This is a genomic window from Kitasatospora sp. NPDC003701 (assembly GCF_053587085.1).
Map to the genome: position 1 here is coordinate 34687 of NZ_JBSFNM010000034.1, position 26486 is coordinate 61172.

The following is a 26486-nucleotide window of genomic DNA, read 5'->3' on the forward strand; positions in this document are numbered from 1 at the left end:
TGTCACATCCGGGCGAGCGGCAGGGCGGCGCGGGAGAACGCCTCGGCCTGCTCGAACTTCAGGAGGCGCAGGTCCAGGCTGGTGCTGGCGGCGGCGGTCTCGATCGTGGCGCACTGGCGGCGCAGATCTTCGGGGGTGTCGGCGCTGACGACCACGAGGCCGGTGAAGTCGACGTCGGCGTGCCCGGAGATCAGTTCGCGTTCGTGCTCCTTGGCGTCGGCGTACTCCATGGAGTCCGCCTCCGAGTCGACCTGGCCCTTGCGGACGCGCTCGGCCGCGTCGGCGACGATGCTGGCCTTGCGGCGTTGAACCGCCTTCAGGGCAGCGTCGAGGTCTTCGGGCCCGTAGTGCAGGGACAGGGTGCGGCGCACGCCGGCGGAGAAGACCAGGCTGTGGAGGAAGCCGTGGCTCACCTCACTGCGCGGCCACTGCTCAATCCAGTAGACGGCGTGGCAGGCCGTGTCGCTGGTGATGCGCTCGCTCTCCTCGACCAGGACCACCGGTCCTGCTGCGGCGGGGTCGGCCTCGGCGCGGCCGGTGTCGGACCACTGGTCCATCGCGGCAAGCGACTTGGGGTCGTAGGCGCTGCGGATCACGGCGGCGAACTCGCAGCCGTTCAGCCAGCCGGACGGGGTGAGGCCCGCGTTGCGCAGGGACTGCTCGAAGCCCGGGGTGAGCTGCGACAGGACGGTGAAGGCGCCGGTCAACCCTCCGCCGGCCTCGCCGATCAGGCGGCGGGCGGCCTTGAGGTCGAGGGCGATGGCGATGTACGCCTCGTGCGGGGCGGCGGTCGGGCCTGCCGCTGCCAGGAGTTCCTGGTAGACCTGCCCGGCGACCGGGGTGGCGGGGTCGCCGTGCTCGGCCCAGTAGCGCTGCAGAGCGTCGCCGCTGTCGGGCACGGTGCGCTCGATGACCTGCACCGCGCCGATGTAGCCGGTGCGGGCGAGCGCGGCCAGGGCGCGGGCCCACCCGGATACGTTGGCGGACTGGGCGGGAGCGTCCAGGAGGGCGAAGGCGCGGGAGGTGACGCGGACGGCGGCGATCAGGGTGCCGCGCTCGGGGTCGTGGACGGCGCCCATGGTCCCGCCAGGGGCGGTGACCGCGCGCAGGCTCGCCGCGGTTCCGGGCAGGTGGAGCAGACCGTCGCGGCGGGGCCGGGAGCTGGGGCGGGCCAGCCAGATCAGCTGTCCCTTGGCGCGGCGCAGGTAGTAGCGGATGACGATGGGGGCCCAATCTGCCACGGAGCGGCTGTGGAAGCGGATGAGGACGAGTGCGGCGGCCACTGCCCAGACGGGCGTGAGGAGAACCGCGCCGACCAGGCCGCTGGCGACCATGGTCACCAGCAGCAGGGCGCCGGCGAGGCCGACGACGGTCAGCTGGGCGGGGCTCAGGCCGAGCAGGATGCCGCGACGGGAGCGGGTCGGGAACCGCACGGTGGAGAGGAACTCGGTGGACAGGGGCGACTCCTGGTGGGGCCGGCCGGGGCGGTGGGGTCAGCGCCCCGGCCGGGGCGGGATCAGGCGGGCGGAGTGGACGGCGGACCCACCGCAGGGGCCGGGGCGACCGGTGCGGTGGAGGTCGCCGGGCCGGCCGGTGCGGGCGAGGAGCCTCGCGGGGCTGCCGGGCGGACGCCGCGGACGATCGGGACCGATGCGCCGGGGCTGCCGGGTGCGGCGGCAGCCGCTACAGCCGGTGACGATCCGCCGCTGCCCTCACCGGCCGAAGCGGGTGCGGCTCCGCCGTCCGAAGTGCTGCTGGCGGATCCAGCGGCGCGGGTGATCAGCGGCTGACCCGTGCCCGAGGCAGCGCGGGTGATCAGCGGCTTCGACACGGCGCCCGCACCGCCGCCCGTTCCGGTGCCGGGGAAGGCGAAGTTCGTTTGGGCCGGGGTGTCGGAGGGGGTGCTCGACGGGGACGGGGTGCTGCCGATGGCACTGCCCTGACCGGGGACGCTCGCAGGGCCCTGCGGGGAGGCTCCGGCAGCGGCTGCCGCGCCGCCGCTTCCGGCGCTCGCCGCCATGGTGGCGCCCTTGCGAGCCGCGGCGGCTGCGGTCTGCAGGCCCGCGCTGGTGGTCCGGTGCAGGTCGGAGGCTTGGCCGTCGGCGGCCCAGTGGATGAACTTGTAGGTCATCATCGGGCACAGCAGGACCAGGACCATCACGACGATGCCGGACATGATGTCCGACAGGGCACCGATGCCGTCCTTGCTGTTGGAGTTGCCGATCGCGGAGACGCCGATCAAGAACACGATGGTCATGACCAACTTGCTGAACACCAGGGCGGCCGTGGCCTCGATCCACGCCCGACGCCAGCGCGCCGCCGGCTCCCAGCCGCCGCCTGCTCCGGCGAAGACGGCCAGCGTGACGAGCACGAGGATGGCGACCTTGCGCAGCACCATCGTGCCCCAGTACATGACGGCGCCCACGACGCAGCCGAGGGCGACCAGGGACGGGACGCCCCACCCGAGGCCGGAGGTGCTAGCGATCATCCCGATCTTGATGACCCGGGTGACGGCGTCCGAGGTGCTGCTGTTGGCGACCTTGAACAGGCCGTTGGACAAGGCGTCCACAACCGTCAGGCAGATGCTGGTGCCGGCGACGGCGACGAACGAGAACAGGACGCCGGAGATCGTTCCTGTTACGGCCTGGGCCAGGGCCTGCCCGTCGCGTTTCCAGGCGGCCCGCATGAGTTGCAGGCAGAAGGTGGCGACGATCGCGACCAGGCCGATCGGCAGGATGATCGCGTAGTTCTCACGGAACCAGCTGGCGCCCAGGTCGACGGAGGTGGTGGAGTCCACCGCCTGGGAGGCGAGGTTGGCCGCGCTCTGCGCGAGGTCGCCGCAACTGCGCGCGATCCAGTTGCCGATGGAGCCGGTGATCGAGTCGGCGATGCCACCGGGGGTGGCGTCGCACAAGACGCCTGCGAGGGGGAGGTCGCAGAACCCGATAGGGCACCCCCCTCCTTTCTTATAGGGGGCGGGTCAGGGGTAGACGGTCGGGGCGATGGACGCGAGCGCGCAGTCGCGGCCGGGACGGCACTGCACGGCGAGGGTGATCGCCCGTTGTTCGTCGCCCCGACCGCCGCCGGTCCACGTGATCGTCTGGGAACCGGTGACAGTGACGGCGTACATGTAGGCCACCGTGAGCTTGGTGGGGTCGGCAGCCACGGCCTGGTTGAACGCGGTCGGCAGGTGCGCCTCGTTGACCTTCCCGGTAGCGAACTGGCCGTTGTCGCGCATCCGGTCCCACAGGGTGGGGTCGGGAACCTGGCTGGCCAGGGCGGCCGGATCGGCGTACGTGCTCTCGCTGGTCAGCCAAGCGCGCAGCCCGGCGAGCTGCTGCGACTGGGACGCGGTGCGGGTGTCGTAGGTCCACAGCGCCTGCGCGAACGCCTTCGCGAAGACGATCGGATCGCTGGTGTGCGGCGGCGGGGCCACCGGGTTGGTGGCCGCCGTGCCGCCCGAGTCGGACGGCGCGGTGCTCGGCCCGGCGGTGGGCCCGCTGCTGGGGGCCGTGCCGGGAGTGGCAGTGCTGGTGGCGGTGGGGGCGGCCTGGCTGCGGTGGCCGCCGCCGGTGTACCGGGCGATGAGCCCGGCCACCAGGGCGACGGTCACCAGCGCCACCAGGCCGACGAGCACGCGGCGGACCATGAGGGACTGGCCGCCGGGCTTGAACGGCTGGGGCGTGGGCATCAGTGGACGCTCGTCCCCACGTTGGAGAAGAAGCTCACGATGCCGTTCGCGGCGCCGAGGAGAAGCGCGCAGCCGGCCGCAACAAGTGCGCCCTGCTTCCCCTTCTGCTCACTGCCGTGAGAGCCGGTGTGGTGGCCCCACGCCCACACGATGCCGGAGACGCACAGCGCGCCGACGACCGCGATGATCGCGAACAGGTTGATCGAGCCGACGGTGCTCTTGAGCACGTCGAGGCCGGGGAGTCCGCCCTCAGAGGGCTTGATGCCGGGGTCGAACGCCAGCTGCTGGACCTTGGCGGCGGCGTTGGCGAGGTAGGTGGTCAATCACACTCCACGTGCTAGGGGGCGGGGTAGACGCGGCCGGGCCGCGGCGGGGCGAGAGGGAAGAGAGCGCGAATTGCGCGAAGAGGAGCCGCAGTTGGCGTGTAGGTTCCGACCGGAGTTGTCAGGTCGGCTGCCGCTGAGCTGCGGCTATTCGCTCGTCCAGGTGAGTTGTCACCTGGCTTTGTCCGAATGGTCTGTCTCCGGACGTGGCGCGGGCTACTCTCGATAGAGAGCCACCGAGCGCGCGACCTGCGAAGATCCAGACGATCTGTCACCAGCGACAAGCAGATGACAAATCGCTCGGAAACTGACAGGTCCAGCCGGAACCTACATGGCGTCAGGGGACGATGCGGCGGGCGGCGACGATGTCGGGCCGCCAGGATTCGAGGGTCGAGATCTTGACCACGTCGCCGGTGTGCGGCGCCTGCACGACGAGGCCCTGCCCGATGTACATGCCGACGTGGCCGGGGCCCTCGGGCCCGTGTTCGGTGAACAGCAGGTCGCCGGGCTTGAGGGCGTCGACCGATACGGCGGTACCCTCGCTGACCTGCGTGTACGTGGTGCGGGTCAGCGTGATGCCGCCAGCGTGGTACGACTGCTGCATCAGGCTGGAGCAGTCGCAGCGGGCCATGGGGTCGGGGCCGTGCGGCGCGGTGCAGGAGCCGCCCCACTGGTACGGGGTGCCCAACTGCCCTAGCGCGTAACGGATCGCGGACTGTACCGCCTGCGGGGCGTCGGTCGGGATCACGTACCCGGTGGGCAGGGTGCCCGGCGGGATCGTCCCCCAGTCGATACCCGAGCCGTCCGTGCCACAGGAGGTCGTGGCCGGCGGCGGCGAGCCGGGCGAAGGCGACGGCGCCGGAGTGAGGGAACTTCCGCCCAGCGCCTGGAAGATGGCCTGCTGCAGTGCGCTGGCCAGGCTCTCCCACTTGGCGTAGGCATCCGGGTAGCCGGATTTCTGGACGGCCTGCGCGGCCTCGGTGAGCGGCAGCTGCTGCCACCCGTCCACCTTCAGCAGCGCCTTGTAGAAGGCGGTGCTGGCGTAGACGGGATCCTGCAACTGGGCCGGGGTGCCCCAGCCCTGGCTCGGGCGCTGCTGGAACAAGCCCAACGAGTCCCTGTCGCCGTACCCGAGGTTCCGGAGACCGGATTCCTGCAACGCGGTTGCCAGGGCGATGACCTGGCCGCGGGCCGGGACCTGCATCGCTATGCCCGTGGCCACGATGACCTTGGCGTTCGGGATCTGGGTCGTCGGCTGGTCGAGGCCGGACACCGGAACGGTGGGCCCGGCCTTGCCGGCCAGGATCTGCTGGACCTGAGCGGCGACGGCTGCGGCGTCCACCTGCTGGGCGCGGGTGCTGCAGTTGGCCTTGGAGGCGGCGTCGTTCGCCATCACCGCAACCGCGGGGAAGCCGATCATGAGGGGGACGCCCAGGATGAACGCACCGCAGCCGCACACCACCTTCTGCCAGCTCATCGGACGTCCGGCCGACCGCCTTCGACGGCAGCCAGGAAGTCGGACGGGGGTCGGGGCGGGCACGGGTTCAGGGAACGGATGGGCTTCTCCATTTCAGGCGAGAGCAGGGGCACCGTCCCGGCCGCGACAGTGCGGCCGGGACAGATCGGGAGCGGCAGCCAGCCGCCCTTGTAATCTGCGAAAAGACATGGCGGTGCCCTTTCCGTGGCGTGACGGAATTCGGTTGACGGGGTTTTTCGACCGTAGGTCCGGCGCGGCCGTTTTCCTAAAAAGCAGGGATGCGGTCCGCCCGATGACCAGGTGGGCTGGCGGGTCCAGACCCTCTCCGGCCGCTGGCCATGGGTGCCGTTACCTGGCGCGGAGGGGCCCGGTCCTGCCGGGTTGTCACACAGTAGGAGCCGGTCGGCCGGAAACCTAAAAAGGGATCTGGCTGCCTCGCCCCGGGTTCGCCGTGCGACATGGAGGACGTTAGGCGGCGGTCGGCCGGAAACCTAAAAAGATCATGCTCCGGTGGAAAGCACGACCCTTTTTAGGTTTCCGGCCGGAGAGCGCCTAACGTGCCATTTCCGCCCCGCGAAAGCCCCAGACCCGTACGGTCCCTGCTTCGCGCTGCCGCCTCGACCACCCTGGCGGCCGAGGGCGACGACACCCTGTCCCCGTTCTGCAGGAGCACCCCTGAGCTACAAGATCCACCGCGGCGACGCCCTGCTCCGGCTCGCCGAGGTCCCCTCGCAGTCCGTCGACTGCGTTATCACCGACCCGCCGTACAACAGCGGCGGGCGCACGGCGAAGGAGCGCACCGGCCGTAGCGCCCGCGAGAAGTACACCACCGCCGGCAGCGCCCACACGCTGGAGTCCTTCCCCGGCGAGAACAAGGACCAGCGCTCCTACACCTACTGGCTGAGCCAGCTGCTCGCCGAGTCCTACCGCGCCACCCGCGATGGCGGCACGGCCCTGGTCTTCACCGACTGGCGTCAGCTCGGCGCCACCGCCGACGCCCTGCAGGCCGGCGGCTGGATCTGGCGCGGTGCGCTGGCCTGGTACAAGCCCGCCGCCCGTCCGCAGCGCGGAAGGTTCACCCAGCACTGCGAGTTCGTGCTGTGGGGGAGCAAGGGCGCGATGGACGCCGACGCCAATCCGGTCTACCTGCCGGGCCTGTACACCGCCTCGCAGCCCAAGGGCGCCGGCCGGGTGCACATCACCCAGAAGCCCGTCTCGGTGATGCGCGAGCTGGTCAAGATCGCCACGCCGGGCGGCACGGTGCTGGACTTCTGCATGGGCAGCGGCTCCACCGGGGTGGCCGCGCTGCTTGAAGGCCGAGGTTTCGTCGGCATCGAGGTCACCGACCACTACGCCGGCGTGGCCGAGAAGCGCCTGACGGAAGCCGCCCGGCAGGTCCGCGAGGGCACGGCCGACACCGAACCCGCCCCCTGACCGCCCCCACCGTGTGCCGGGCCGCCGCTGACAGCGGCGGCCCGGCCAACCCCCGCGCGGAGAGCACTTGACCCCCGACACCGCCGTCACCATCACGCCGGGCCACCTCGCCGGGCCCGGGGACGCCGATGCGGCCTTCACCACGTTCCTCGACGACTGCCGCTCCTGGAACCTGTACCGGCCCAACGACGAGACCTCGGTCGCCGTCCACCAGAGCCTCACCGCGGCGATCGAACTCGACCACGAGACTAAGCGCGGCCCGCGCTGGACCATCGCGTCCTACGAGTCCCCGGTCGCCCAACTCGACTGGCAGGCACGGTTCTGCACCCAGACCCCGGTGGAGATCGTCATGGCGGTTGCCCACCGCCTGACGGCCGGACTCGGTGCCTTCTCCACGAACGTCCGCGACGACCTCCTGTGGGGCCGCCATCCTCGCGACGAAGCGATCCGCTACTCCCTGGAGGCGGCGGACCAGCGGTGGCTGAAGCCCGACCCCTTCGAATACGGCTTCGACCGCGCTGACCGGACAGGTGGCATCCGCACCCCGGTCTTCGGCGTCGAGCCCCCCGCCCTGGTGGCCGCCGTCACCGTGTGGGGCGGCCCGCGCGGATACGACAACGCCCGGTGGAAGGCCGAGTTCACCCGCGGCACCCCGACGGAGCTGATCACGGCCGCGCTCGACGAGGTCGTCGAGCCCCTTGCCGCCACCCGCCTGCTCGGGCAGGTGCCCGCACCCAACCGGACCCAGGTCCGCGTCGAACCGCTCCACCCGCGGCGGGCCGCAGCCGCCGCCCGCGGCCGGCACGCGAACCCCGCAGCGGCAGCCCCTTCATCGGCCACCCACGCCCCGGCCGGCAGCAGCAAGGCCGGGAGGAGCCTGTGACCGCACCGGACACCAACTCGGTCGCCATCGTCTGTGTTGCCGGACGCGTCACCGCGACCGGCGGAGACGCGCACGCCGCCCGGTTCCTGTCGATGTGCGGGTTCACCCCGGAACCCGGCAGCGACACGGAGCCCCGTTCCCTGCCGGAGGGGCTGAGCGACTTCGAGCAGGCCGAGCAGGCGACGGAAGCAGCGGTGCTGCTGGCCACAGCCGGATACGAGGTCTCCCTCGACCCGGCGCTCGGCGTCCGTCCCTCGCCGCCGCCGTTCGTCCCGGTGACCGGCGGTCGACTTCCCTCAGCGACGAAGGACAGGCTCGCGGGCGAGATCGACGACATCGCCGACCACGTCGCGCACGCACCTGATCCCGCCGAAGCCGCCCGGGCCCTGGACGTCCTGGTGGGCGAGGGCGGAGTGATGGAGCGCACCGTCGACGCTCTCCGTTCGGTCAGCTACTTCACCGACGCCCAGAACTCCCGCCAAGACGAGGTCGCCGACTCGCTGGGCTTCGTCGCCGAGGTCATGTCCGACCTGCGACGCCTGGCCAACGAAGCGGTCGGTCGGCTCACACCCGCCCCGGCGTCCAGGGCGAAGGCCGCCCGCCTGAATCCCTCCCGAACACCGCAGCATGGGGCGCCGCAACCCAGCCACGTGCCTCCCCGGCTGCACCGTCCCGATCCGTCCAGCGACCGCGGCCCCTCGCGCTGACCCCTTCGACCCTGGAGCCCCTGCTGTACCACGCCCCCTTCACCGACATCGTCTCCGACCTGGACCTCGACGAGCTGACACCCGCTGACGAGAACACCGCGCGCGCCATCTCGCGGCTGGCCGACTGGGAAGACCCCTGCACCTCCATAGCGAGGTACGAGAAGCTCGACCCTCAACAGCCGGGAAGGTCGGACCACTTCCACCTCGTCTACGACGATCTGAGGGCAGAGCAGGGCAAGCCGTCCTTCGCAGGCGTCCACCTGGAAGTGGACCAGAACGCGGGGCAGTTCCGGGTCACCGTTCGCGACGAGCCCATGTCGGTACTGGCCGAGGCGTGGCTCATCGCCCGCGGAGCCGACCCCGAACAGCTGCGAGAGCGAATACAGCCCAGCGAGTTCAACGCCGCCGACGCCGAAACCGCGGCAGCGGAGGACCTGCTGCGGCACGCTGGCACGCGCTTTGACGTCCACGACTCAGCATCCCCAGCCGACACCCCGTTCGTGACATGGGTGATCGCCGCCGACCGGGAGGCCCCCGACGCAGCACGGCCCGTGGCGGTCTTCGTGGGACACCGACAGCCCGACACCGAGGCGTTCACGCTCCGGATCGGCCACTTCGCCGACATCGAAGACGCCTACTCCTGGACCAGGAACCCCTTCGCCCCCCTACCTCAGCCCGGCCGACCCGGTGACGCCCGCACCGACGCAGCCCGCCTCGACCGACGCCCTCGCACCCAGCACGGACCCGCCGCCCCCGGAGACCAGCCCGCCCAGGCCGCCGGACCCACCCAGCCGACGCCGGGTGCGGCGCGCCACCGCTGACCCATGAAGGGAACCCTTCCGATCACCACCGAGCCCACCCCGAGCACACCCCTCGACGTCTCACCCCGCTACCTCGCCGGAACCGGCAGCCGCACCGACCCCATCGCCCGAGCAGTCCTCGCCCTCAACTGGCGACACGACTACAACGACGCCCTCGGTCAGACCTTCGTCAGCAGCCCCGACCACCGCTTCCGCATCGGCATGAACCAGCTCGACCCCGGCGCCTGGTGGCGGATCTCCGCCGCCCGAGAACCGCTCGGCCCACCCCAGTGGATGGCCGGGTTCTCCAAGGACACCCCGGAAGAACTCGTCGCAGCCGTCACCGGGGCGCTCCACTTCCCGCTGCGACGACCCGACTGGACGGGCGAGGTCCATCCGGCGCTCCAAGAGGGGAAGTTCGACGGCGACGCCTTCCTGGACACCCTCGTCGCCGCAGGCTGGCGAAACCTCGGTGAGCCCCACGGGATCCGCCGCGTCCAGTCGCCCGACCTCCTCGCCCGCGTCGAACTCCGCCGCGATGCCGACCCCCTCGACCTCATGGGCAACTGCGCGCTCGCCGTCTACGTCGGCCCCGAAGAAGCCGGCGACCCGTACTGGCAGGCGCTCTTCACCGCGGACACACCCGCGCTGGTGACCGACGCCTTCGTCCGCGCCCTGGCCGACCCGGCCCCAGTGCAGCGCGACGGAGAGTGGATGGACGAGCGCCTGCTCGCCCACCTCGGCTACACCCTGACCGAGCACGGCCTCGCGCCGGTCAAGGCCGCCTACACCGACGAGGACCTCACCCGCGCAGCCGCGAAGTCGCTGTCCACCCTGCTGGCCGCCGCAGACGGACACCTGGAGATCAACGACGTCCTGGCCGAACTTGCGGACCAGCCGCTGCCCAGCACCGAAGCCGGTACGGGCCCGCACACGACATGGGGCGAACTCCCGCCCGAGCAGCAACGGCTCGCCGCGATGCTCACCCTCGACCTCGTCATGGACTCCGCCCGGTACAGCCACCAGCTGCTGGGCCTCGACGACGCCCCCGCCGGACAGGTGTGGCAGTACCAGACCCGCGGAAGGGTGCCGACCGTGCCAATCGCGGACCTGCGCTTCACCAACGAAGACCTCTACGCCGCGGCCGGCACGATCGCTGCCCACATGATCGCCACTACCGACGACCCGTCCGGCATCTTGGAGGGGTGCTACGGGGAGCCGATCGCCAGCCGGGCCGACGAGGACACTCCGCAGCGGCACTGGGACCAGCACCCGGACCACGTCGCACAACCCGCCTACGACGAGATCTGCCGCCGGTTCGCCGCCGCCTACGACTCGGCGGGCGACTTCTTCGCACTGGGCATGCCTCGGCCCCCGGCGCTCGTCGCCGCTGCTCCCGCGTACCTGGCCGGGCCCGGCCACACCGCGGCTAGCACCCCTGCCCACCCGCTGCTAGCCGCCGGGTGGGCCCACACCGAGACCCCGTTCAACGACATGTACACGAGCCCCTGCGGACAGATCCGCACCACCGAACTCTACGAGGCGGGTAGTGCGAGCTGGAGCACGGTCTACACGGACCGGTCGACCGGCGACCAGCTGTGGCACTTCACCGCCGACGAGCGAACTCCCGTTGAGATCACCACCGCGGTGCACGCGGCGCTCGCCACCGCCCAGGCCACCGCACCGGCTGACCTGCGCTATCCCGCACTGTCCGGCGGCCTTGAGCCCCTAGCCGAAGCCGACTGGTTCATGGACAGCGTGCCTGGTCACATCGTCTGGACCGCACCCGGCGGCGAGATGGCCTCGATCGGCCGGACCACCAGCACCGCGGCACTCGCCGACGGCGCGAATCCCCACTGGCGGGTCAGCGGAGGCGACCTCCAGCCCGGAGGCCAGGGCTGGTACATCGAGATGGCCGACCGAGCGCCCCGTTCGCTGCTGACTGCCGTCGCCGCCGCGCTCGCCAGCACCGAACCCGTGGCCCGGCTCGCCCGGCAGATCCCGCACGAGCACCGGGTGTACATGGACATCGTCCCGCTGGAGTGGCAGACCACCCCTACACAGGGAAACCGGGCAGCCGCCGCCCGCCGACGACCCCTCGACGGCAAGGCGGCCACGACCGCCGGACCTCAGCCCACCGACCCGCCCCGCACACCGCTGCCCGCGCCCCGCCGGCGAACGCCATGACCGGCACCTGGGGAAGGCCCGCCGCTGACCGAGTCGCCGACCTGCGCGCCAATGCCGAGCGCTACGGCGACCACCAGACCGCCGAGCTGAGCGACCTGGACCTGCTGAACGAGGCGTACGAGAGCGTCCTGCGCGAGCAGATCGACACGCGCGACCGGTACATGACCGTGCTCACCTCGCTGCGCGGCCACGACGATGCCGTCCGCACGGCCGCGGTCACCAGCTTCCGCGACGGCGCCGACCGCTACGCGCAGCACCTCGTTCGCCAGCACATGCGCCCGTACGCGGAACTCGCCTACCGGGCATCGCAGTTGCCCGATCGCCCGGGCCCACGGCAGATGGAGGGCCTGCGCTCGGTCGCCTCCCGGGTCAAGCACCAACTCGCCGACGAGGAGCCACCCGACAAGCTGATCGACCCCGGCGACGCCCGCTACACCCTGCGCAAGCTGCGCAACGTCGTCGGCGTCCTCGACGGCCGGGAAGGACTGGACGCCACTGACGTACTCCGCCTGGTCACGGCCGCGCTCAACGACGGGTCGCTGCGCGACCTGTTCACCGTCGCTGAGCGCGGCGAGCGCCCCCACGAGGAGGCCGCCGCTCCAGAGTTCGTCGGCCCCGGATGGCAGTCGCTCCACCGCACCCTGTGGCACTACCAACCGGAGCCCGACCAGGCCCACGTCAAGGCGTTCCCCCTCGGCGGCGAGTGGTACCTCGACCTGTGGTCCAGCGACGGGTCGCTGTTGGCCTGGGGCGCCGCCCCCGCCGGCGAGGTCGCGGCGCTTGCCCCCGCGCTGACCGCCCGGGCATCCGGCTGGGCGGCCGACCGGACCGACTACGCCTGGCGCCGGTTCGTCGACACCGCCGAAGAACTGCGAGCAAGCGACCCATCAGCCGCAGCTGCCAGCGGGAACGGCACGGCGTCGCGGGCCAGCGCCGCCCGGGCTACGCCAGCCCGCCCGAGCACGGTCACCGTCATCGCCGCCGCCCGCCAGACCACATCGGCCGCACCGACCCGCCTCACCCGCTGATCCGGAAGTCGCCGGCGGACTCCACCCTCGGCGCTCCCCAGCACTCCCGCGGCGACCACCGCCAGTGCGCGCCCCCGGCGCAGTACCCCTGAGCCGAGCACCACAAGATCCTGCCTACGCGAAGGCGGGCCGGACAACATGTGTTGTCCGGCCCGCCTTCGTACGTCAGGCCGCCGCGGCGAAGGACGCCGCAAAGAGCGACTCGGCTCTGTCCAGCTCGGCCGCCGAGGCGATCCTCACCTCCAGGTCACCGGTGCCCAGGTGCCCGACGCCGCGCAGGTCCCTGGTGAACCCCGGGGCAAGGCTGACGGTGGACGGGTCGACGTTCAGGACCGCGACCAGGGCCTCACGGGTCACGCGGACGCACGCGAAGTTCCGGCGGCGACGGAACGCCAGGTAGTGCTGCAACTCGACGCGCGTGCCGTCGCCCAGGTCCAGCAGCCGCTCCTCCAGCTCGGAGAACAAGCTGCGCAGGTCAGCCGAGGCCGAATCCAGCGACTGCCGGACACCCTTTCGGCCCGCGCCCTCCGTACGGGTCGACGAACCGGTGCGCACGGCCCGGGGGCCACACCCCCCGGCGACCGACGTCACCAACTCCAGAGTCACCAGGTCCTGCGCATACTGCTGGTACGCCAGGAGGTCGATCCGGTGGTGCGACATGCCGGCCGCCACGGTGTCGTACCGAGTGAACTCGGTGGCAACGCAGACGACCCGCGGGTTGGTCCAGTCGACGGTCTGCGCCACCTTCTCGCCCAGGCGCTCCGCCACCAGCGTCTCGAACTCCGCGCGATGCTCCACCAGCCAGGCGAGATAGAACAGTCCCTGCGACAGGACGCTGGCACTGCCGGTCCGCTTGTACTCCACGACGACCGGAGACCCGTCCTCGTCCAGAGCGAGCGTGTCGATCCGGCCCCGGTGCAGCGGCCCGGTCGAGTATTCGTGCGCCAGGAATCGCATCCCCAGCATCTCCGGCATGTTGGTCTCGACCAGCACCTGCAGGTGGCGTTCCAGCTCCGCCGCCCCGCCCACGATCCGATGAACAGCCCCGCCCGTTACCCGGAACACCTGCAGCAAAAATCCCCCTCATTCAGCGGCCCATGATCCGCAAGCGGGCCAACCTACTGCACGAAGGGTGAGCTGTCTAGTGAATGTTGCACACATCACAGGGCAGCGAGAGCGTCCCGGCGTCGGGCAAGCTGCGGTCACGTTCACTCTCGGTGGTGACGCCAGAGCGCCTCGGCTAAGCTAGAGGGCACGGGATTCCTCCGGAGCAACTTGCCCGCAACTTGCCCGGGAGTATCCATAGCCGTTTGGGACCAGGAGGGCCGTCTGGGACCAACCGTCACGAGCACAGGTGTCCTGACCAGGTAAAAGTGGGACGGAACCCGGCCGACTGGGACTAGTCGGCCCATGATCCAATGTGCTCGTAATGCGTAGGTCATGGGTTCGAATCCCATAGGCGGCTCTGTGAAAGCCCCAGGACTCACTCGCCGTGACCTGGGGCTTTTGCCTTTCCTGCCGCCGGTGCCGCCGTCGCGCGCGGGCGGCCCCGCATCGTGGGCGTCCGCGCGGTCGTGACCCGCTGTTCCGCGCGTGGGCGACGCGTGGGCGGACGGCGCACCCCGTGGCGGTTCCGGCGAGATCGTGGATCACCTCGGCCTGCCCTGACCTGTGGGTTCATCACCGAGCGGTCGATGCCGGCGGTGGCCGGCGTGATCACTTCCGGGCTCGTGATGCGCAGGTCGTGGGTTCGACGCCCATGGGCGGCTCTGTGGGGGGAGGCCCGGTCGGATCGATCCGACCGGGCCTTCTGCGTTCTCCGGGAGCGGGCGGGCGCGGGGTGACGGGGTGTCATGGGGGTGGCGGGCGGGGCGCATGAGGGGGGTGGGCATCTGGTCGCGGTGCGGCGGCGGGGCTTGAATGGCAGCCAGGTGGGCCGTCGCGGGTGGCCCTGGGGGAGGGTGAGGGGATGGGAATGCCACGGTACGCAGCGGCGCCGGAGCGGAGCAGTCTCTGGATCCGGCGGTTCCAGCCGGCGCCCGCCGCGCCGGCACAGCTGGTCTGCTTCCCGCACGCGGGGGGTTCGGCCGGGTACTTCCTGCCGGTGGCGCGGGCGATGCCCACGTCGGTGGACGTGCTCGCGGTGCAGTACCCCGGTCGGCAGGACCGGGCCGGCGAGCCGTGTGTCGAGGATGTCCACGAGCTCGCGGACCAGGTGGTGCAGGAGCTGCTGCCGTGGGCCGACCGGCCGTTCACGCTGTTCGGGCACGGTCTCGGGGCGTCGGTGGCGTTCGAGGTGGCGGTCCGGGCGGAGCGGGCCGGGATCGCGTTGCGGGGGGTGGTGGTCTCCGGGCGGCGGGCGCCGTCGCGGCCGCGTGACCCGGCGCAGGACGTGCACCGGTCGGACGACCGGGCGTTGATCCGGGATCTGGAGCGGTTGAGCTGGACGGATCCGCTGATGCTGCGGGATCCGGAGATCCTGGAGATGGTGCTGCCGTCGGTCCGCAGCGACTACAAGGCCGCCGAGACGTATCGCAGCCGGCCCGGCCGGGATCGCGTCGGGCAGCCCGTCCTGGTGCTGACCGGGGACGCGGATCCGCAGGTCACCGCGGCGGAGGCGGAGGCCTGGGCCGAGCACACCACCGGCGGCTGTTCGGTGCGGACCTTCTCGGGCGGGCACTTCTTCCTCACCGACCACTCGCTGTCGGTGAACTCGGCGATCAGTGCGTTCGTCGCCGGTCGGAATCCGCCGGCGCGGCTCGGTTAGCCCGGCCTGCGCGCCCGTTCGCCCGTTCGCCCGTTCGACGGCGGGCGGGTGGACGGGTGGACGGCCGTTCGTCGCCGGTCATGCATAAATGACATATGTCGGTCCTTTGATCCGACTATGAGAAAGCGTCGTTCGGAACCCGGTGGGGGCGGCGGTGGAAATCGTTTGCCTACCTATTATCCGACCAATTCTGGCGCTTGTGATTCCTTTCAAAAATGCCTCGCATCCCCTTCCGTGCACCGTTAGTATCAGCACGAATGCTTTCGGTGATCGTTCGATGGTGGATCGCGGAGGAGGTGGCCATGGGTGAGCAGTTGCGCTCGGTGCTGCGTCACGTCGCCTACCCGTTCCTGCTGGTCACGCTCGTGTCGATAGCGACGGCGGCCCTGCGCTGGCGCTGGGATCTCGGTCGGGTGAGCCAGTTCTTCCTGATCGGAACGATCGGCTATCTGACGGTTGTCGAATGGTTGATCCCGTATGAACCTGAATGGCGACCGAGTGGTGGCGAGTGGGGCTGGTACGGCGTCTACTTCGTGCTGACGATGATCGGTGGGGCGCTGTCGCAGGTGCCGGTGTCGGCCGTTGTCGGGTGGGCGGCACCGCCGCATCCGACGCTGCCGCTCTGGGTGGAGATCCCGGCGGCGCTGCTGTTGGGCTCGCTGGCCAACTATCTGATGCACCGCTGGAGTCATACCAACCGCCGGCTCTGGCGGCTGCACGGAGTGCACCACGTGCCCGACAAGGTCAACGTCGCCAACAACGGCGTCAACCACGTCGCCGATGTGGTGCTCACCCAGGGCGCCGTGCAGCTCTCGCTCGCGCTGGCGGGCTTCTCGGCCGAATCGGTGTTCGTGGTGGGTCTGTTCGTGGTCGCCCAGGGCTACTTCGTGCACGCCAATGTCGATGTCCGGATCGGTGCGCTCAACCACGTCTTCGCCGGCCCGGAGCAGCACCGCTTGCACCACAGCGTCGATCTGGCGGAGGCCGGGCACTACGGGTCCGACCTCTCGATCTGGGACCACGCCTTCGGCAGTTTCACCTGGCAGCCGGGTCGCCGGCCGGTCGCGGTGGGGTTGCAGCACCCGTCCGAGTTCCCGCGGACGCGTGAGGTGGTCGCCAGTCATATCCAGCTTTGGCAAAGACCGGTGCGAGTCGACGACTCCCCCGCCTGACCCGTCGCAGGCCTGACGTCCAGCCGTTCGTTCCTCCTCGCTGTCCGCTCCTCCTGTCGTCCGCACCGTCCGTCGTCTCGCCGACCGCTCGCCCCCCGCCGTCCTCGGCGATCCCGAACACGTTTCGGTGGCGCTGTCCCGCGCCGCCGCCGCTCGCCGTTCGGTATCGCCGCCGTCCTGCTCCGCCGCCCGCTCCACCGTCCATCCGTCCGTGCACTCCCCGGCCTTCGGCCTGTCCCCTTCGGCCGGCCCGGTCTCCGGCCTGCCCGGATCCGGTCCGCAGCCGCCGTCCCCATGCCCGTGCGGCGCTCCCACGCCCGTGCCGCGCGCGCGAACGCAGCGACACAAGGACTCGACCATGACGGACCCACGCCTCGCCGCTCTCCCCGCCCCCTCTGATCCCGCGACCGCCTCCGACGCCCGCTTCGCCGCCCCCGCCGCCCCCGTCGTGACCGCCGCCCCCGCCGCCTCCGCTGCCCCCGTCGTGACCGCTGCCTCCGCCGCCCCCGCCCCGGCCGACGGTGTCTGCGCCCCCGCCGGGCCCGCCGGTGACCCGGAGAAGATCGCGATCATCGGAATCGGCTGCCGGCTCCCGGGCGGCGCCAACGACCACCGGTCGTTCTGGCAGAACCTGGTCGACGGCAAGGACTGCATCACGCCGACCCCGCGCAGCCGCTACGACGTGGGCACCCTCGGCAGTCGGGACAAGGCCAAGCCCGGCCGGTTGGTCGGCGGCCGGGGCGGCTACATCGACGGCCTCGACGAGTTCGACCCGGCGTTCTTCGGGATCAGCGGCCGCGAGGCCGACCACATGGACCCGCAGCAGCGGAAGCTGCTGGAGGTGGCCTGGGAGGCGCTGGAGGACGGCGGGCAGAAGCCGGGTGAGCTGGCGGGGCGTGACGTCGGGGTCTACGTGGGCGCGTTCACCCTGGACTACAAGATCGTCCAGTTCTCGGACCTCTCCTTCGAGACGCTGGCCGCGCACACCGCCACCGGCACCATGATGACGATGGTGTCGAACCGGATCTCGCACTGCTTCGACTTCCGGGGGCCCAGCGTCTCCCTGGACACCGCCTGCAGCTCCTCGCTGGTCGCCGTCCACCTCGCGGCCCAGAGCCTGCTGCGCGGCGAGACCGACCTCGCGCTGGCCGGCGGCACCCTGCTGCACATCGCGCCGCAGTACACCATCGCCGAGACCAAGGGCGGCTTCCTCTCCCCGGAGGGCCGCTCGCGCACCTTCGACGCCTCGGCCGACGGCTACGTCCGGGCCGAGGGCGTCGCGGTGGTCGCGCTCAAGCGGCTCTCCGACGCCCGGCGCGACGGCGACCCGGTCCACGCCGTCATCATCGGCAGCGGGGTCAACCAGGACGGCCGCACCAACGGGATCACCGTGCCCAACCCGGACGCCCAGGTCACCCTGATCGAGCGGGTCTGCGCCGAGGCCGGCATCACGCCGGGCGGCCTCCAGTACGTCGAGGCGCACGGCACCTCCACCCCGGTCGGCGACCCGATCGAGGCGAACGCGCTGGCGCGGGCGCTGGCGGTCGGCCGTCGCCCCGGTGACAAGTGCTACGTCGGCTCGGTCAAGACCAACATCGGGCACACCGAGTCCGCCTCCGGCCTGGCCGGGCTGATCAAGACGGCGCTGGCGCTGAAGCACCGGCTCATCCCGCCGCACATCAATCTGGAGCGGCTCAACCCGGCGATCGACCCGGCCGCCCTGCCGTTCGAGATCCCGACCGAGCCCACTCCCTGGCCCGACCACCGGGGCCCGGCCCGGGCCGGGGTCAACTCCTTCGGCTTCGGCGGCACCAACGCGCACGTCCTGCTGGAGGCGGCCCCCGGGACGGCGCCGGCCGAGGAGGCGCCCACGCCGGCGAGCGGTCCCACCGCCCGCCCGCTCACCATCCTCCCGCTCACCGCCCGCGACGCCGCCGCCCTGCCCGAGCTGGCCGCCGGCATCCAGGGCGAGCTGGTCGGAGCCCGCGGCGGCACCCCCGCCCGCCCGGCCGACCTCGGCCACACCCTGGCCCACCGCCGCCAGCACCTCGACGCCCGGCTCTCCGTGGTCTACGACTCGCGCGAGTCGTTGGACGAGGCGCTGACCGCCTACCTGCGCGGCGAACCGCACCCCCGGGTACTGACCGGCCGGCGGCGCGAGGCCCGGCACCGTCGGCTGGCCTGGGTCTTCACCGGGATGGGTCCGCAGTGGTGGGGGATGGGCCGCCGGCTGTTCGCGACCGAGCCGGTCTACCGCGAGGCCGTCGAGCGCTGCTCCGAGCACCTCGCCGAGCTCACCGGCTGGTCGTTGACCGATGAGCTGGCCGCCGACGAGGCGCACTCCCGGATGGCCGAGACCTGGCTCGCCCAGCCCGCCAACTTCGCCGTCCAGGTCGGCCTCGCCGCGCTCTGGCGCAGCCGCGGCGTGCGTCCGGACGCGGTGGTGGGCCACAGCACCGGCGAGGTCGCCGCCTTCCACGAGGCCGGTGTCTACGACCTGGCCGACGCGGTCAAGGTGGTGGTGCACCGGAGCCGGCTCCAGCAGAAGCTGGCCGGCACCGGCGGCATGCTCGCCGTCGCCCTCACCGAGGCCGAGGCGGTCCGCCGGATCCGCCCGTACGGTGACGCGGTCTCGGTGGCCGCGATCAACAGCCCGGGCTCGCTGACCCTCGCGGGGGACGGGACGGTGCTCGCCGAGCTGGCCGCCGCGCTCACCGCCGAGCAGGTCTTCGCCCGCCCGCTGACCGTCGAAGTGCCGTACCACAGCGCCCGGATGGAGCTGATCAAGGACGAGTTGCTGGAGTCGCTCGCCGACCTCAAGGCCCGCCCCGCACAGGTGCCGCTCCACCTCACCGGCCGGGAGGGCACCGCGTACGGCACCGAGCTGGACGCCGCCTACTGGTGGCGCAACGTCCGTGACAGCGTCCGCTTCCAGCAGGCCGTGGAGCGGCTGGGGGACGACGGGTACAGCCTCTTCCTGGAGATCGGACCGCACCCGGTGCTGGGCCGCTCGATCCAGGAGACGCTGGAGGCCCGCCCCGGCGGGGCCGACCGCCCCGAGATCCGCACGCTGCCCTCGATCCGGCGCCAGGAGGACGAGCGGACCACCTTCACCGCCTCGTTGGCCGCCCTGCACAACCTCGGCGTCGAGGTCGACTGGTCGGTGCTGCAGCCGGCCGGGCGCCCGGTGCCGCTGCCGCGCTACCCGTTCAAGCGGGACCGGCACTGGGTCGAGCCCCGGGCGGTGGAGCAGATCCGCCGGGGCCGGCTGGACCACCCGCTGCTCGGCCGCCGCCTGGCCGGCGCCGAGCCCGCCTGGGAGGCCCGGCTGGACGCCGAGGCGCTGCCCTACCTGGAGGACCACCGGATCCAGGGGCGGGTGCTGTTCCCCGCCGCCGGGTATCTGGAGATGGCCGTCCAGGCGGTGCGCGCGCTGACCGGCGGCGCCGATGCCGCGCTGGCCGGCATCGAGCTGCGCAAGGCGCTCTTCCTGCCCGACGAGGAGAGCCGCGCCGTGCAGCTCACCCTCTCCGCGGAGAACGGCTCCTTCACCATCAGCACCGGCACCGCCGGGCCTGCCGACGGCGCCACCGGCGACGGGCCCGAGCGCACCGTCCACGCCGTCGGCACCGTCCGCCCCGGCCAGCGCCGGCGGCCCGGCCACCGACTGGATGCCGAGCGGATCCGCGCGCGGGCCACCCGCCACCTGGCCGGCGCCGACTGCTACACCGCACTGGCCGCCCTCGGGTACCACTACGGCCCGGCCTTCCAGGGCATCGACGAGGTCTGGATCGGCCCCGGGGAGGCGCTGGCCGTCGTCCGGCCGACGGCGGCGATCGCCGGGCAGGGCGCCGGTCACCAGGTGCACCCGGTGCTGATGGACGCCTTCTTCCAGACCCTGCTGACGCCCCAGCTCCTGGTGGCGGGCCAGCCGGGCCAGGCGGGCGAGGCGGGTACGAGCATCAAGCTGCCGCTCGCCATCGACGAGGTCCGCCTGGACGCGGTCGGCGAGCAGCCGCTCCGGGTGCACGCCACCGTGACCCGCGACGACGGGGACGAGATCGTCGGGGACATCGCCGTCTACGACGAGAGCGGCACCCCGCTCGGTGGAATCACCGGCTTCCGGGCCGCCGACGTGGAGAAGGCCTCCACCGCCGTCGGCCTCGCCACCATCGACGGCTGGCTCGTCGAGCCCACCTGGTCGGAGCTGTCGGACGCCTCGGACACCCCCGACCAGCTGGCCGAACACCCCGACCACTGGCTGCTGTTCGCGGACTCCGGAGGTGTCGCCGACGAGCTGGCCGCCCGGATCGCCGAGCGCGGCGGCAGCTGCCACCTCGTCCGCCCGGGCAGCGGCTACCGGACGTCCGGCGACGGGGGCGAGTCCACCGTCGAGCCCGGCTCCGCCGCGGACCTCGGCCGGCTGCTGGCCGACCGGCGGGCCGCCGGGGCACCGGACCCGGCCGCCGTGGTCCACCTCTGGAACCTCGACCGGCCCGTGCTGGCGAAAGCCGACCACGCCACCGTGGCCGGCCACACCGGTGCCGGCGCGTACAGCCTGATCACGCTGGCTGCCCTGATCTCCGCCGAACTGCCCGACAGCAGGCTGCACATCGTCACCCGGGCCGCCCAGGCCACCGCCCCCGGCGAGCCGGTGGAGCCGCTCGGCGCGCCCGCCTGGGGGATCGGCCGGGTGCTGCGTCACCAGGAGCTGCCCGGTCACCCCGGCAAGCTGGTCGACCTCGGTCCGGCCGGTCCGGCCGCCGAGGAGGCGGCCGCGCTGCTGCGCGAGTTCGCGCTGGCCGACGAGGACGAGATCGCGCTGCGCGCCGGGCGCCGGCTGACCAACCGGCTGCGCCCCGCCGAGGGCCTGACCGGGCCGCTGGCGCCCAGCCTGCGGGCGGACGGCAGCTACCTGGTGACCGGGGCGTTCGGCGCGCTCGGCCGGCTGCTCTGCCGCACCCTGGTCCGCCGGGGCGCCCGCCGGCTGATCCTGGTCGGCCGCAGCCCGCTGCCCCCGCGCGAGCAGTGGCGCGGCCTCGACCCGGAGAGCCCGGCCGGCCGCAACGTGGCCTTCCTGCGCGAGCTGGAGGCGCTCGGCGCCCAGCCCGTGCCGGCCCCGCTGGACATCACCGACGAACGGGCCCTCGCGGACTGGCTCGCCGAGTACCGCTCACTGGAGTCGCCGCCCGTCCGGGGCGTCTTCCACCTGGCCGGACAGGTCCGCGACACCCTGGTGCCGGAGCTGGACCGCGAGGTGTTCGACGCCGTCCACGGCCCCAAGGTGCTGGGAGCCTTCGCGCTGCACCGGCAGCTGGCCGACGAACCGCTCGACCACTTCGTGCTGTTCGCCTCGATCGCCTCGCTGCTGACCACCGCCGGCCAGACCAACTACGCGGCGGGGAACGCCTTCCTGGACGCGCTGGCGCACCACCGCCGGGCACTCGGTCTGCCCGCGCTCAGCCTGGACTGGGGCCCCTGGGCCACCGGCATGATCGAGGAGCTCGGCCTGATCGAGCACTACCGCACCAGCCGCGGCATGAGCTCGCTGGCGCCGGGGAGCGGGATGGCCGTGCTGGAGCGGGTCCTGGGCCAGGACCGCGCCCAGCTGCTGGTCGCCACCGTGGTCGACTGGCCGGTCTTCCTCTCCTGGTACCCGGCCCCGCCGCCGCTGGTCGCCGACCTGGCGGCCGCCGCCCGGGAGAACGCGCCGGCGCCGCGGCGCAGCAGCGTGCTGGAGGCGCTGCGGGCGGCCGGTGAGGAGGAGCGCCTGGCGCTGCTGACCGAGCGCTTCGGCGCGCTGGCCGCCGCCGTCCTGCGGGTGCCCGCGGAGCAGATCGACCCCGGCACCGGTCTGAGCGGTCTCGGCCTGGACTCGCTGCTCGCGATGGAGCTGCGGGCCCGGCTCAACACCGAGCTCGGCACCGCCCTTCCGGTGGTGGCGCTGCTCTCCGACGCTCCGGTGGCCGAGCTGGTGGCCCAGCTGCACGCCGGCCTGGCCGAACTGATCGAGGACGACGGCAGTGGCACCGGCGGGGCCGAGGTCGAGCGGTACGAGGACGAGGCGCACCACCCGCTGACGCAGAACCAGAAGGCGCTGTGGTTCCTCAAGCAGCTCAACCCGGACGGCTTCGCCTACAACATCGGCGGTGCCGTCGAGGTCCGGGTGGAGCTGGAGCCGGAGCTGATGGCCGCCGCCTTCCGGACGATGGTCGGGCGCCACCCCAGCCTGCGGGCCAACTTCGTGCTGGACGGCGGCCATGCGGTCCAGAAGGTCCGCGCCGAGGTCGAGCCGGACTTCGGGGTCTTCGACGTCCAGGGCCTGGAGTGGTCCGAGGTCCACGACCTGATCGTCCGTGAGTACCGCAGGCCGTACGACCTGGAGCGCGACCCGTTGGTGCGGTTCCGGCTGTTCAAGCGCGGGCCGGAGCACTGGGTGATCATGAAGGCCGTCCATCACATCATCTCGGACGCGATCTCCACCTTCACCTTCATCGAGGAGCTGCTCGCCGTCTACGAGGGGCTGCGGCAGGGCCGGGCGCCCGGGCTGCCCCCGGTCACCGCCCGGTACCTGGACTTCCTCAACCGGCAGAACGAGTTCCTGGCCGGCCGCGAGGCGCCGCGGATGCTCGACTACTGGCGCTCGCACCTGCCCGCCGAGGTGCCGGTCCTCAGCCTGCCCACCGACAAGCCGCGGCCGGCGGTGCAGACGCACAACGGCGCCTCCGAGTTCTTCGTCCTGGACGAGGGACTCAGCGCCCGGGTGCACGCGCTGGCCCGTGAGCACAACGTCACCGTCTTCATGGTGCTGCTCAGCGCCTACTACCTGCTGCTGCACGCCTATTCGGGCCAGGACGACATCATCGTCGGCAGCCCGGTGACCGGCCGCACCGACGAGGAGTTCGCCTCCGTCTACGGCTACTTCGTCAACCCGCTGCCGCTGCACGCCTCGCTGGCCGGGGCGCCGACCGTGGCGGAGCTGCTGGCGCAGGTGCGCACCACCGTGCTGGGCGGGCTGGACAACCAGGAGTACCCGTTCGTGCTGCTGGTGGAGAAGCTCGGGCTGCAGCACGACCCGAGCCGCTCGGCGGTCTTCCAGGCGATGTTCATCCTGTTGCACCACAAGGTGGCCACCGAGAAGTACGGCTATCACCTGGAGTACATCGAACTCCCCGAGGAGGAGGGGCAGTTCGACCTCACGCTGTCCGCCTACGAGGACGAGGCGGAGCGCCGCTTCCACTGCGTCCTCAAGTACAACACCGACCTCTTCCTGCCGGAGACGATGGCCCGCCTCGCGGGGCACTACGTCAACCTGCTGGAGGGGCTGACCGGGGCGGGAGCCGAGCAGCCGGTCACCCGGCTGGAGCTGCTCGGTCCGGCGGAGCGGGCCAGGGTGCTCCGGCAGTGGAGCGGTGCCGAGCGGCGGGTGGCCCACGAGGTGCCGGTGCACGAGCTGATCCTGCGGGCCGCCGCCGCGGATCCGGACGCCCCGGCGGTGGTCGCGCCGGCGGAGTCCGGCCCGACCGCCCGGCTGGGCTACGGCGAGCTGGAGGAGCGCTCCCGGGTCGCGGCCGCCCGGTTGCGGGCCCTCGGTGCCGGGCCGGGTGCGGTGGTGGCGCTCTGCCTGGAGAAGTCGCCGGAGCTGGTCGTCGCCCTGCTGGCGGTGCTCCGCACCGGCGCGGCCTACCTCCCCTTGGACCCGGGCCACCCGGTCGACCGGCTGGCGTACATGGTCGAGCACGCCGGGGCCGGTCTGCTGGTCGGCGACCCGGAGCGGTTCGGCGGGCTGCCGGCCAGGACCGTCGGGCCGGACGAACTCGCGGGGCAGGCCGGGACCGTCGGGCCGGACGGGCCCGTCGCGGCGGACGGCGGGTTCACCGACGAACCGGTGGACCCCGACAGCCCGGCGTACGTCGTCTACACCTCCGGCTCCACCGGCCGGCCCAAGGCCGTCCGGGTCTCGCACCGCAACCTCGCCTCGGCCTACCAGGCCTGGCACGCCGAGTACCGGCTGGACACCGACGTCCGGGTCCACCTCCAGATGGCCGGCCCCGCCTTCGACGTCTTCACCGGGGACTACGTCCGCGCGCTCTGCTCGGGAGGCGCCCTGGTGCTGGTCGGCCGGGAGCTGCTGTTCAACACCGCCCGGCTCTACGAGGTGATGCGGGCCGAGCGGGTGGACGCCGCCGAGTTCGTGCCGGCGGTGGTGCGCACCGTGATCGGCCACTGCGAACGGTCCGGTCTGAAGCTGGACTTCATGCGGCTGCTGGTGGTCGGCTCGGACGTCTGGAAGGTGGAGGAGTACGAGCGGCTGAGTGCGCTCTGCGGCCCGCGGACCCGCCTGATCAACTCCTACGGCCTCACCGAGGCCACCATCGACAGCGCCTACTTCGAGGGTCCGACCGACGGCCTGGAGCCCAGCCGGATGGTCCCGATCGGGCGGCCCTTCCCGAACAGCGCCTTCTACCTGCTGGACGAGCAGGGCAGGCCCGTCCCGCCCGGGGTGCCGGGGGAGCTGTGGATCGGGGGCTCCGGGGTGGCCCTCGGCTACCTCGGTGACGAGGAGCAGACCGCCCGCCGCTTCGCCACCCTGCCGCTCGGCGGGGCCGACGGCACCGAGCCGGTCCGGCTCTACCGCACCGGCGACCTCGCCCGCTGGGACGCCCGGGGCGGGGTGCACCTGCTCGGCCGGGCCGACTCGCAGATCAAGGTGCGCGGCCACCGGATCGAGCTCGGCGAGATCGAGACCCGGCTCGCCGAGTGGCCCGAGCTCGCCCAGGCGGTGGTCACCGTCCGGTCCGACCGGAGCGGCGAGGACGTGCTCTGCGCCTACTGCGTCCCCGCTCCCGGGCGGACGGTCGACCGCCGGGGGCTCCGCCGCCACCTGGCCGGCTCGCTGCCGACCTTCATGATCCCGACGTACTTCGCCGACCTGCCCGCGCTGCCGCTCACCGCCAACGGCAAGGTGGACGTCGCGGCGCTGCCCGCGCCGCGGGCGGAGGCCGGCGACCGGGCCGCCGAACCGCCGGTCACCCTCTACGAGATCCGGATGGCCGAACACTGGCGGGCGCTGCTCGGGGTCGAGGAACTCGGCCTGGAGCACGACTTCTTCGAGTCCGGCGGCAGCTCGATCAAGCTGATCGAGCTGATCCACGGCCTGCAGGGCGAGTTCAACATCAGCATCCCGGTCAGCGAGCTGTTCAGGGTCACCACCCTGCACGGGATGGCCAGGACGCTGGAGCACATCATCACCGGCCGGCTCGACGGCGCCCAGCCGTACCTCCGGTTCAACCAGGAGCAGCAGCAGACCGTCTTCTGCTTCCCGCCGGCCGGCGGCCACGGGCTGGTCTACCGGCAGTTCGCGGCGCACCTGCCGGAGTACCGGATGGTCGCGTTCAACTACGTCCCGGGGGACGACAAGGTCACCCGCTACGCCGATCTGATCGACGCCGTCCAGCCGGACGGGCCGTGCGCCCTGCTCGGCTACTCGCTCGGCGGGAACCTCGCCTTCGAGGTGGCCAAGGAACTGGAGCGGCGCGGCCGGGCGGTGCCCAATGTGGTGATCATGGATTCGCACCGGATCCCGGAGTCCTTCGCGCTCGGCGACGAGCACGTCCGGGCCTTCGAGCAGGAGCTGGCCGAGCACCTGCAACGGCACACCGGTTCGGCGATCGTCGCCCAGGAGACCCGCGAACAGGCCCGGGACTACCTGCAGTTCTGCAGCCGCACGCCCAACCTCGGCGTGGTCGCCGCACCGGTCAGCGTGATCTCCGACGACGCGAAGGTGGCCCTCTACGCGGCCGGCGAGCACGGCACCTGGCACGGCAGTTCGGCCACCGGTACGGCGGTGTTCCGCGGCTTCGGCACCCACGCCGAGATGCTCGACCACGAGTACATCGCGCGCAACGCCGGGCTGGCCAGGGAGATCCTCACCGGGGTCGCCGCCGATGCGTCCTGAGACCTGCACCTTCCCGCCCGAGGCCGGCGGCCCGCGCGGCTCCGGCCGGCCCGGCAGCT

Annotated in this window: 15 protein-coding genes; 9 read left to right on the plus strand and 6 right to left on the minus strand. The window is 72.2% G+C overall.

Annotated elements, in window-relative coordinates:
* Positions 1-2 precede the first annotated feature (2 nt).
* The 5 genes from ACWDRR_RS27430 to ACWDRR_RS27450 form a co-directional block, all read right to left on the minus strand.
* Positions 3-1433, minus strand: coding sequence for an SCO6880 family protein (locus ACWDRR_RS27430; RefSeq protein WP_449774901.1), 1431 nt, complete (start codon positions 1431-1433; stop codon positions 3-5).
* A gap of 83 nt (positions 1434-1516) precedes the next feature.
* Positions 1517-2947, minus strand: a complete 1431-nt coding sequence (locus ACWDRR_RS27435) for an SCO6881 family protein (RefSeq protein WP_449774956.1) — start codon at positions 2945-2947, stop codon at positions 1517-1519.
* Between the two features lie 33 nt (positions 2948-2980).
* Positions 2981-3691, minus strand: a complete 711-nt coding sequence (locus ACWDRR_RS27440; protein ID WP_449774902.1) for a hypothetical protein — start codon at positions 3689-3691, stop codon at positions 2981-2983.
* Complete coding sequence (locus tag ACWDRR_RS27445; protein ID WP_380384066.1) at positions 3691-4014, minus strand: DUF6112 family protein; 324 nt, start codon at positions 4012-4014, stop codon at positions 3691-3693. The genes ACWDRR_RS27440 and ACWDRR_RS27445 overlap by 1 nt, the downstream gene beginning before the upstream one ends.
* A 337-nt stretch (positions 4015-4351) precedes the next feature.
* The gene (locus ACWDRR_RS27450) at positions 4352-5491 is read right to left on the minus strand and encodes a C40 family peptidase (RefSeq protein ID WP_449774903.1); all 1140 of its coding nucleotides are present in this window, start codon (positions 5489-5491) and stop codon (positions 4352-4354) included.
* Between the two features lie 675 nt (positions 5492-6166).
* Between ACWDRR_RS27450 and ACWDRR_RS27455 the strand changes: the two genes are divergently transcribed.
* The 6 genes from ACWDRR_RS27455 (at position 6167) to ACWDRR_RS27480 (ending at position 12530) form a co-directional block, all read left to right on the plus strand.
* Complete coding sequence (locus ACWDRR_RS27455; RefSeq protein WP_449774957.1) at positions 6167-6925, plus strand: DNA-methyltransferase; 759 nt, start codon at positions 6167-6169, stop codon at positions 6923-6925.
* A 67-nt stretch (positions 6926-6992) separates the two neighbouring features.
* On the plus strand, positions 6993-7808 hold the full coding sequence (locus tag ACWDRR_RS27460) for a DUF317 domain-containing protein (protein WP_449774904.1): 816 nt from the start codon (positions 6993-6995) through the stop codon (positions 7806-7808).
* Entirely contained in the window at positions 7805-8515 is a 711-nt protein-coding gene (locus ACWDRR_RS27465) for a hypothetical protein (protein WP_449774905.1), read from the plus strand. The genes ACWDRR_RS27460 and ACWDRR_RS27465 overlap by 4 nt, the downstream gene beginning before the upstream one ends.
* 266 nt (positions 8516-8781) lie before the next feature.
* Positions 8782-9336, plus strand: coding sequence for a hypothetical protein (locus ACWDRR_RS27470; RefSeq protein WP_449774906.1), 555 nt, complete (start codon positions 8782-8784; stop codon positions 9334-9336).
* A gap of 3 nt (positions 9337-9339) precedes the next feature.
* Positions 9340-11502, plus strand: coding sequence for a DUF317 domain-containing protein (locus ACWDRR_RS27475; protein ID WP_449774907.1), 2163 nt, complete (start codon positions 9340-9342; stop codon positions 11500-11502).
* Complete coding sequence (locus ACWDRR_RS27480) at positions 11499-12530, plus strand: hypothetical protein (RefSeq protein ID WP_449774908.1); 1032 nt, start codon at positions 11499-11501, stop codon at positions 12528-12530. Before ACWDRR_RS27475 ends, ACWDRR_RS27480 begins: the two co-directional genes overlap by 4 nt.
* Positions 12531-12695: 165 nt before the next feature.
* On the opposite strand, the gene ACWDRR_RS27485 is transcribed toward ACWDRR_RS27480, so the two are convergent.
* Positions 12696-13595, minus strand: a complete 900-nt coding sequence (locus ACWDRR_RS27485; RefSeq protein ID WP_449774958.1) for a DUF5655 domain-containing protein — start codon at positions 13593-13595, stop codon at positions 12696-12698.
* Positions 13596-14505: 910 nt separating this feature from the next.
* On the opposite strand from ACWDRR_RS27485, the gene ACWDRR_RS27490 reads away from it, so the two are divergent.
* The 3 genes from ACWDRR_RS27490 to ACWDRR_RS27500 all read left to right on the plus strand — a co-directional run bounded on the left by ACWDRR_RS27490 (position 14506) and on the right by ACWDRR_RS27500 (position 26427).
* Positions 14506-15297, plus strand: coding sequence for a thioesterase II family protein (locus tag ACWDRR_RS27490; RefSeq protein WP_449774909.1), 792 nt, complete (start codon positions 14506-14508; stop codon positions 15295-15297).
* A 302-nt stretch (positions 15298-15599) separates the two neighbouring features.
* On the plus strand, positions 15600-16469 hold the full coding sequence (locus ACWDRR_RS27495; RefSeq protein WP_449774910.1) for a sterol desaturase family protein: 870 nt from the start codon (positions 15600-15602) through the stop codon (positions 16467-16469).
* Positions 16470-16827: 358 nt separating this feature from the next.
* The gene (locus ACWDRR_RS27500) at positions 16828-26427 is read left to right on the plus strand and encodes a non-ribosomal peptide synthetase/type I polyketide synthase (protein ID WP_449774911.1); all 9600 of its coding nucleotides are present in this window, start codon (positions 16828-16830) and stop codon (positions 26425-26427) included.
* Positions 26428-26486: the final 59 nt, after the last annotated feature.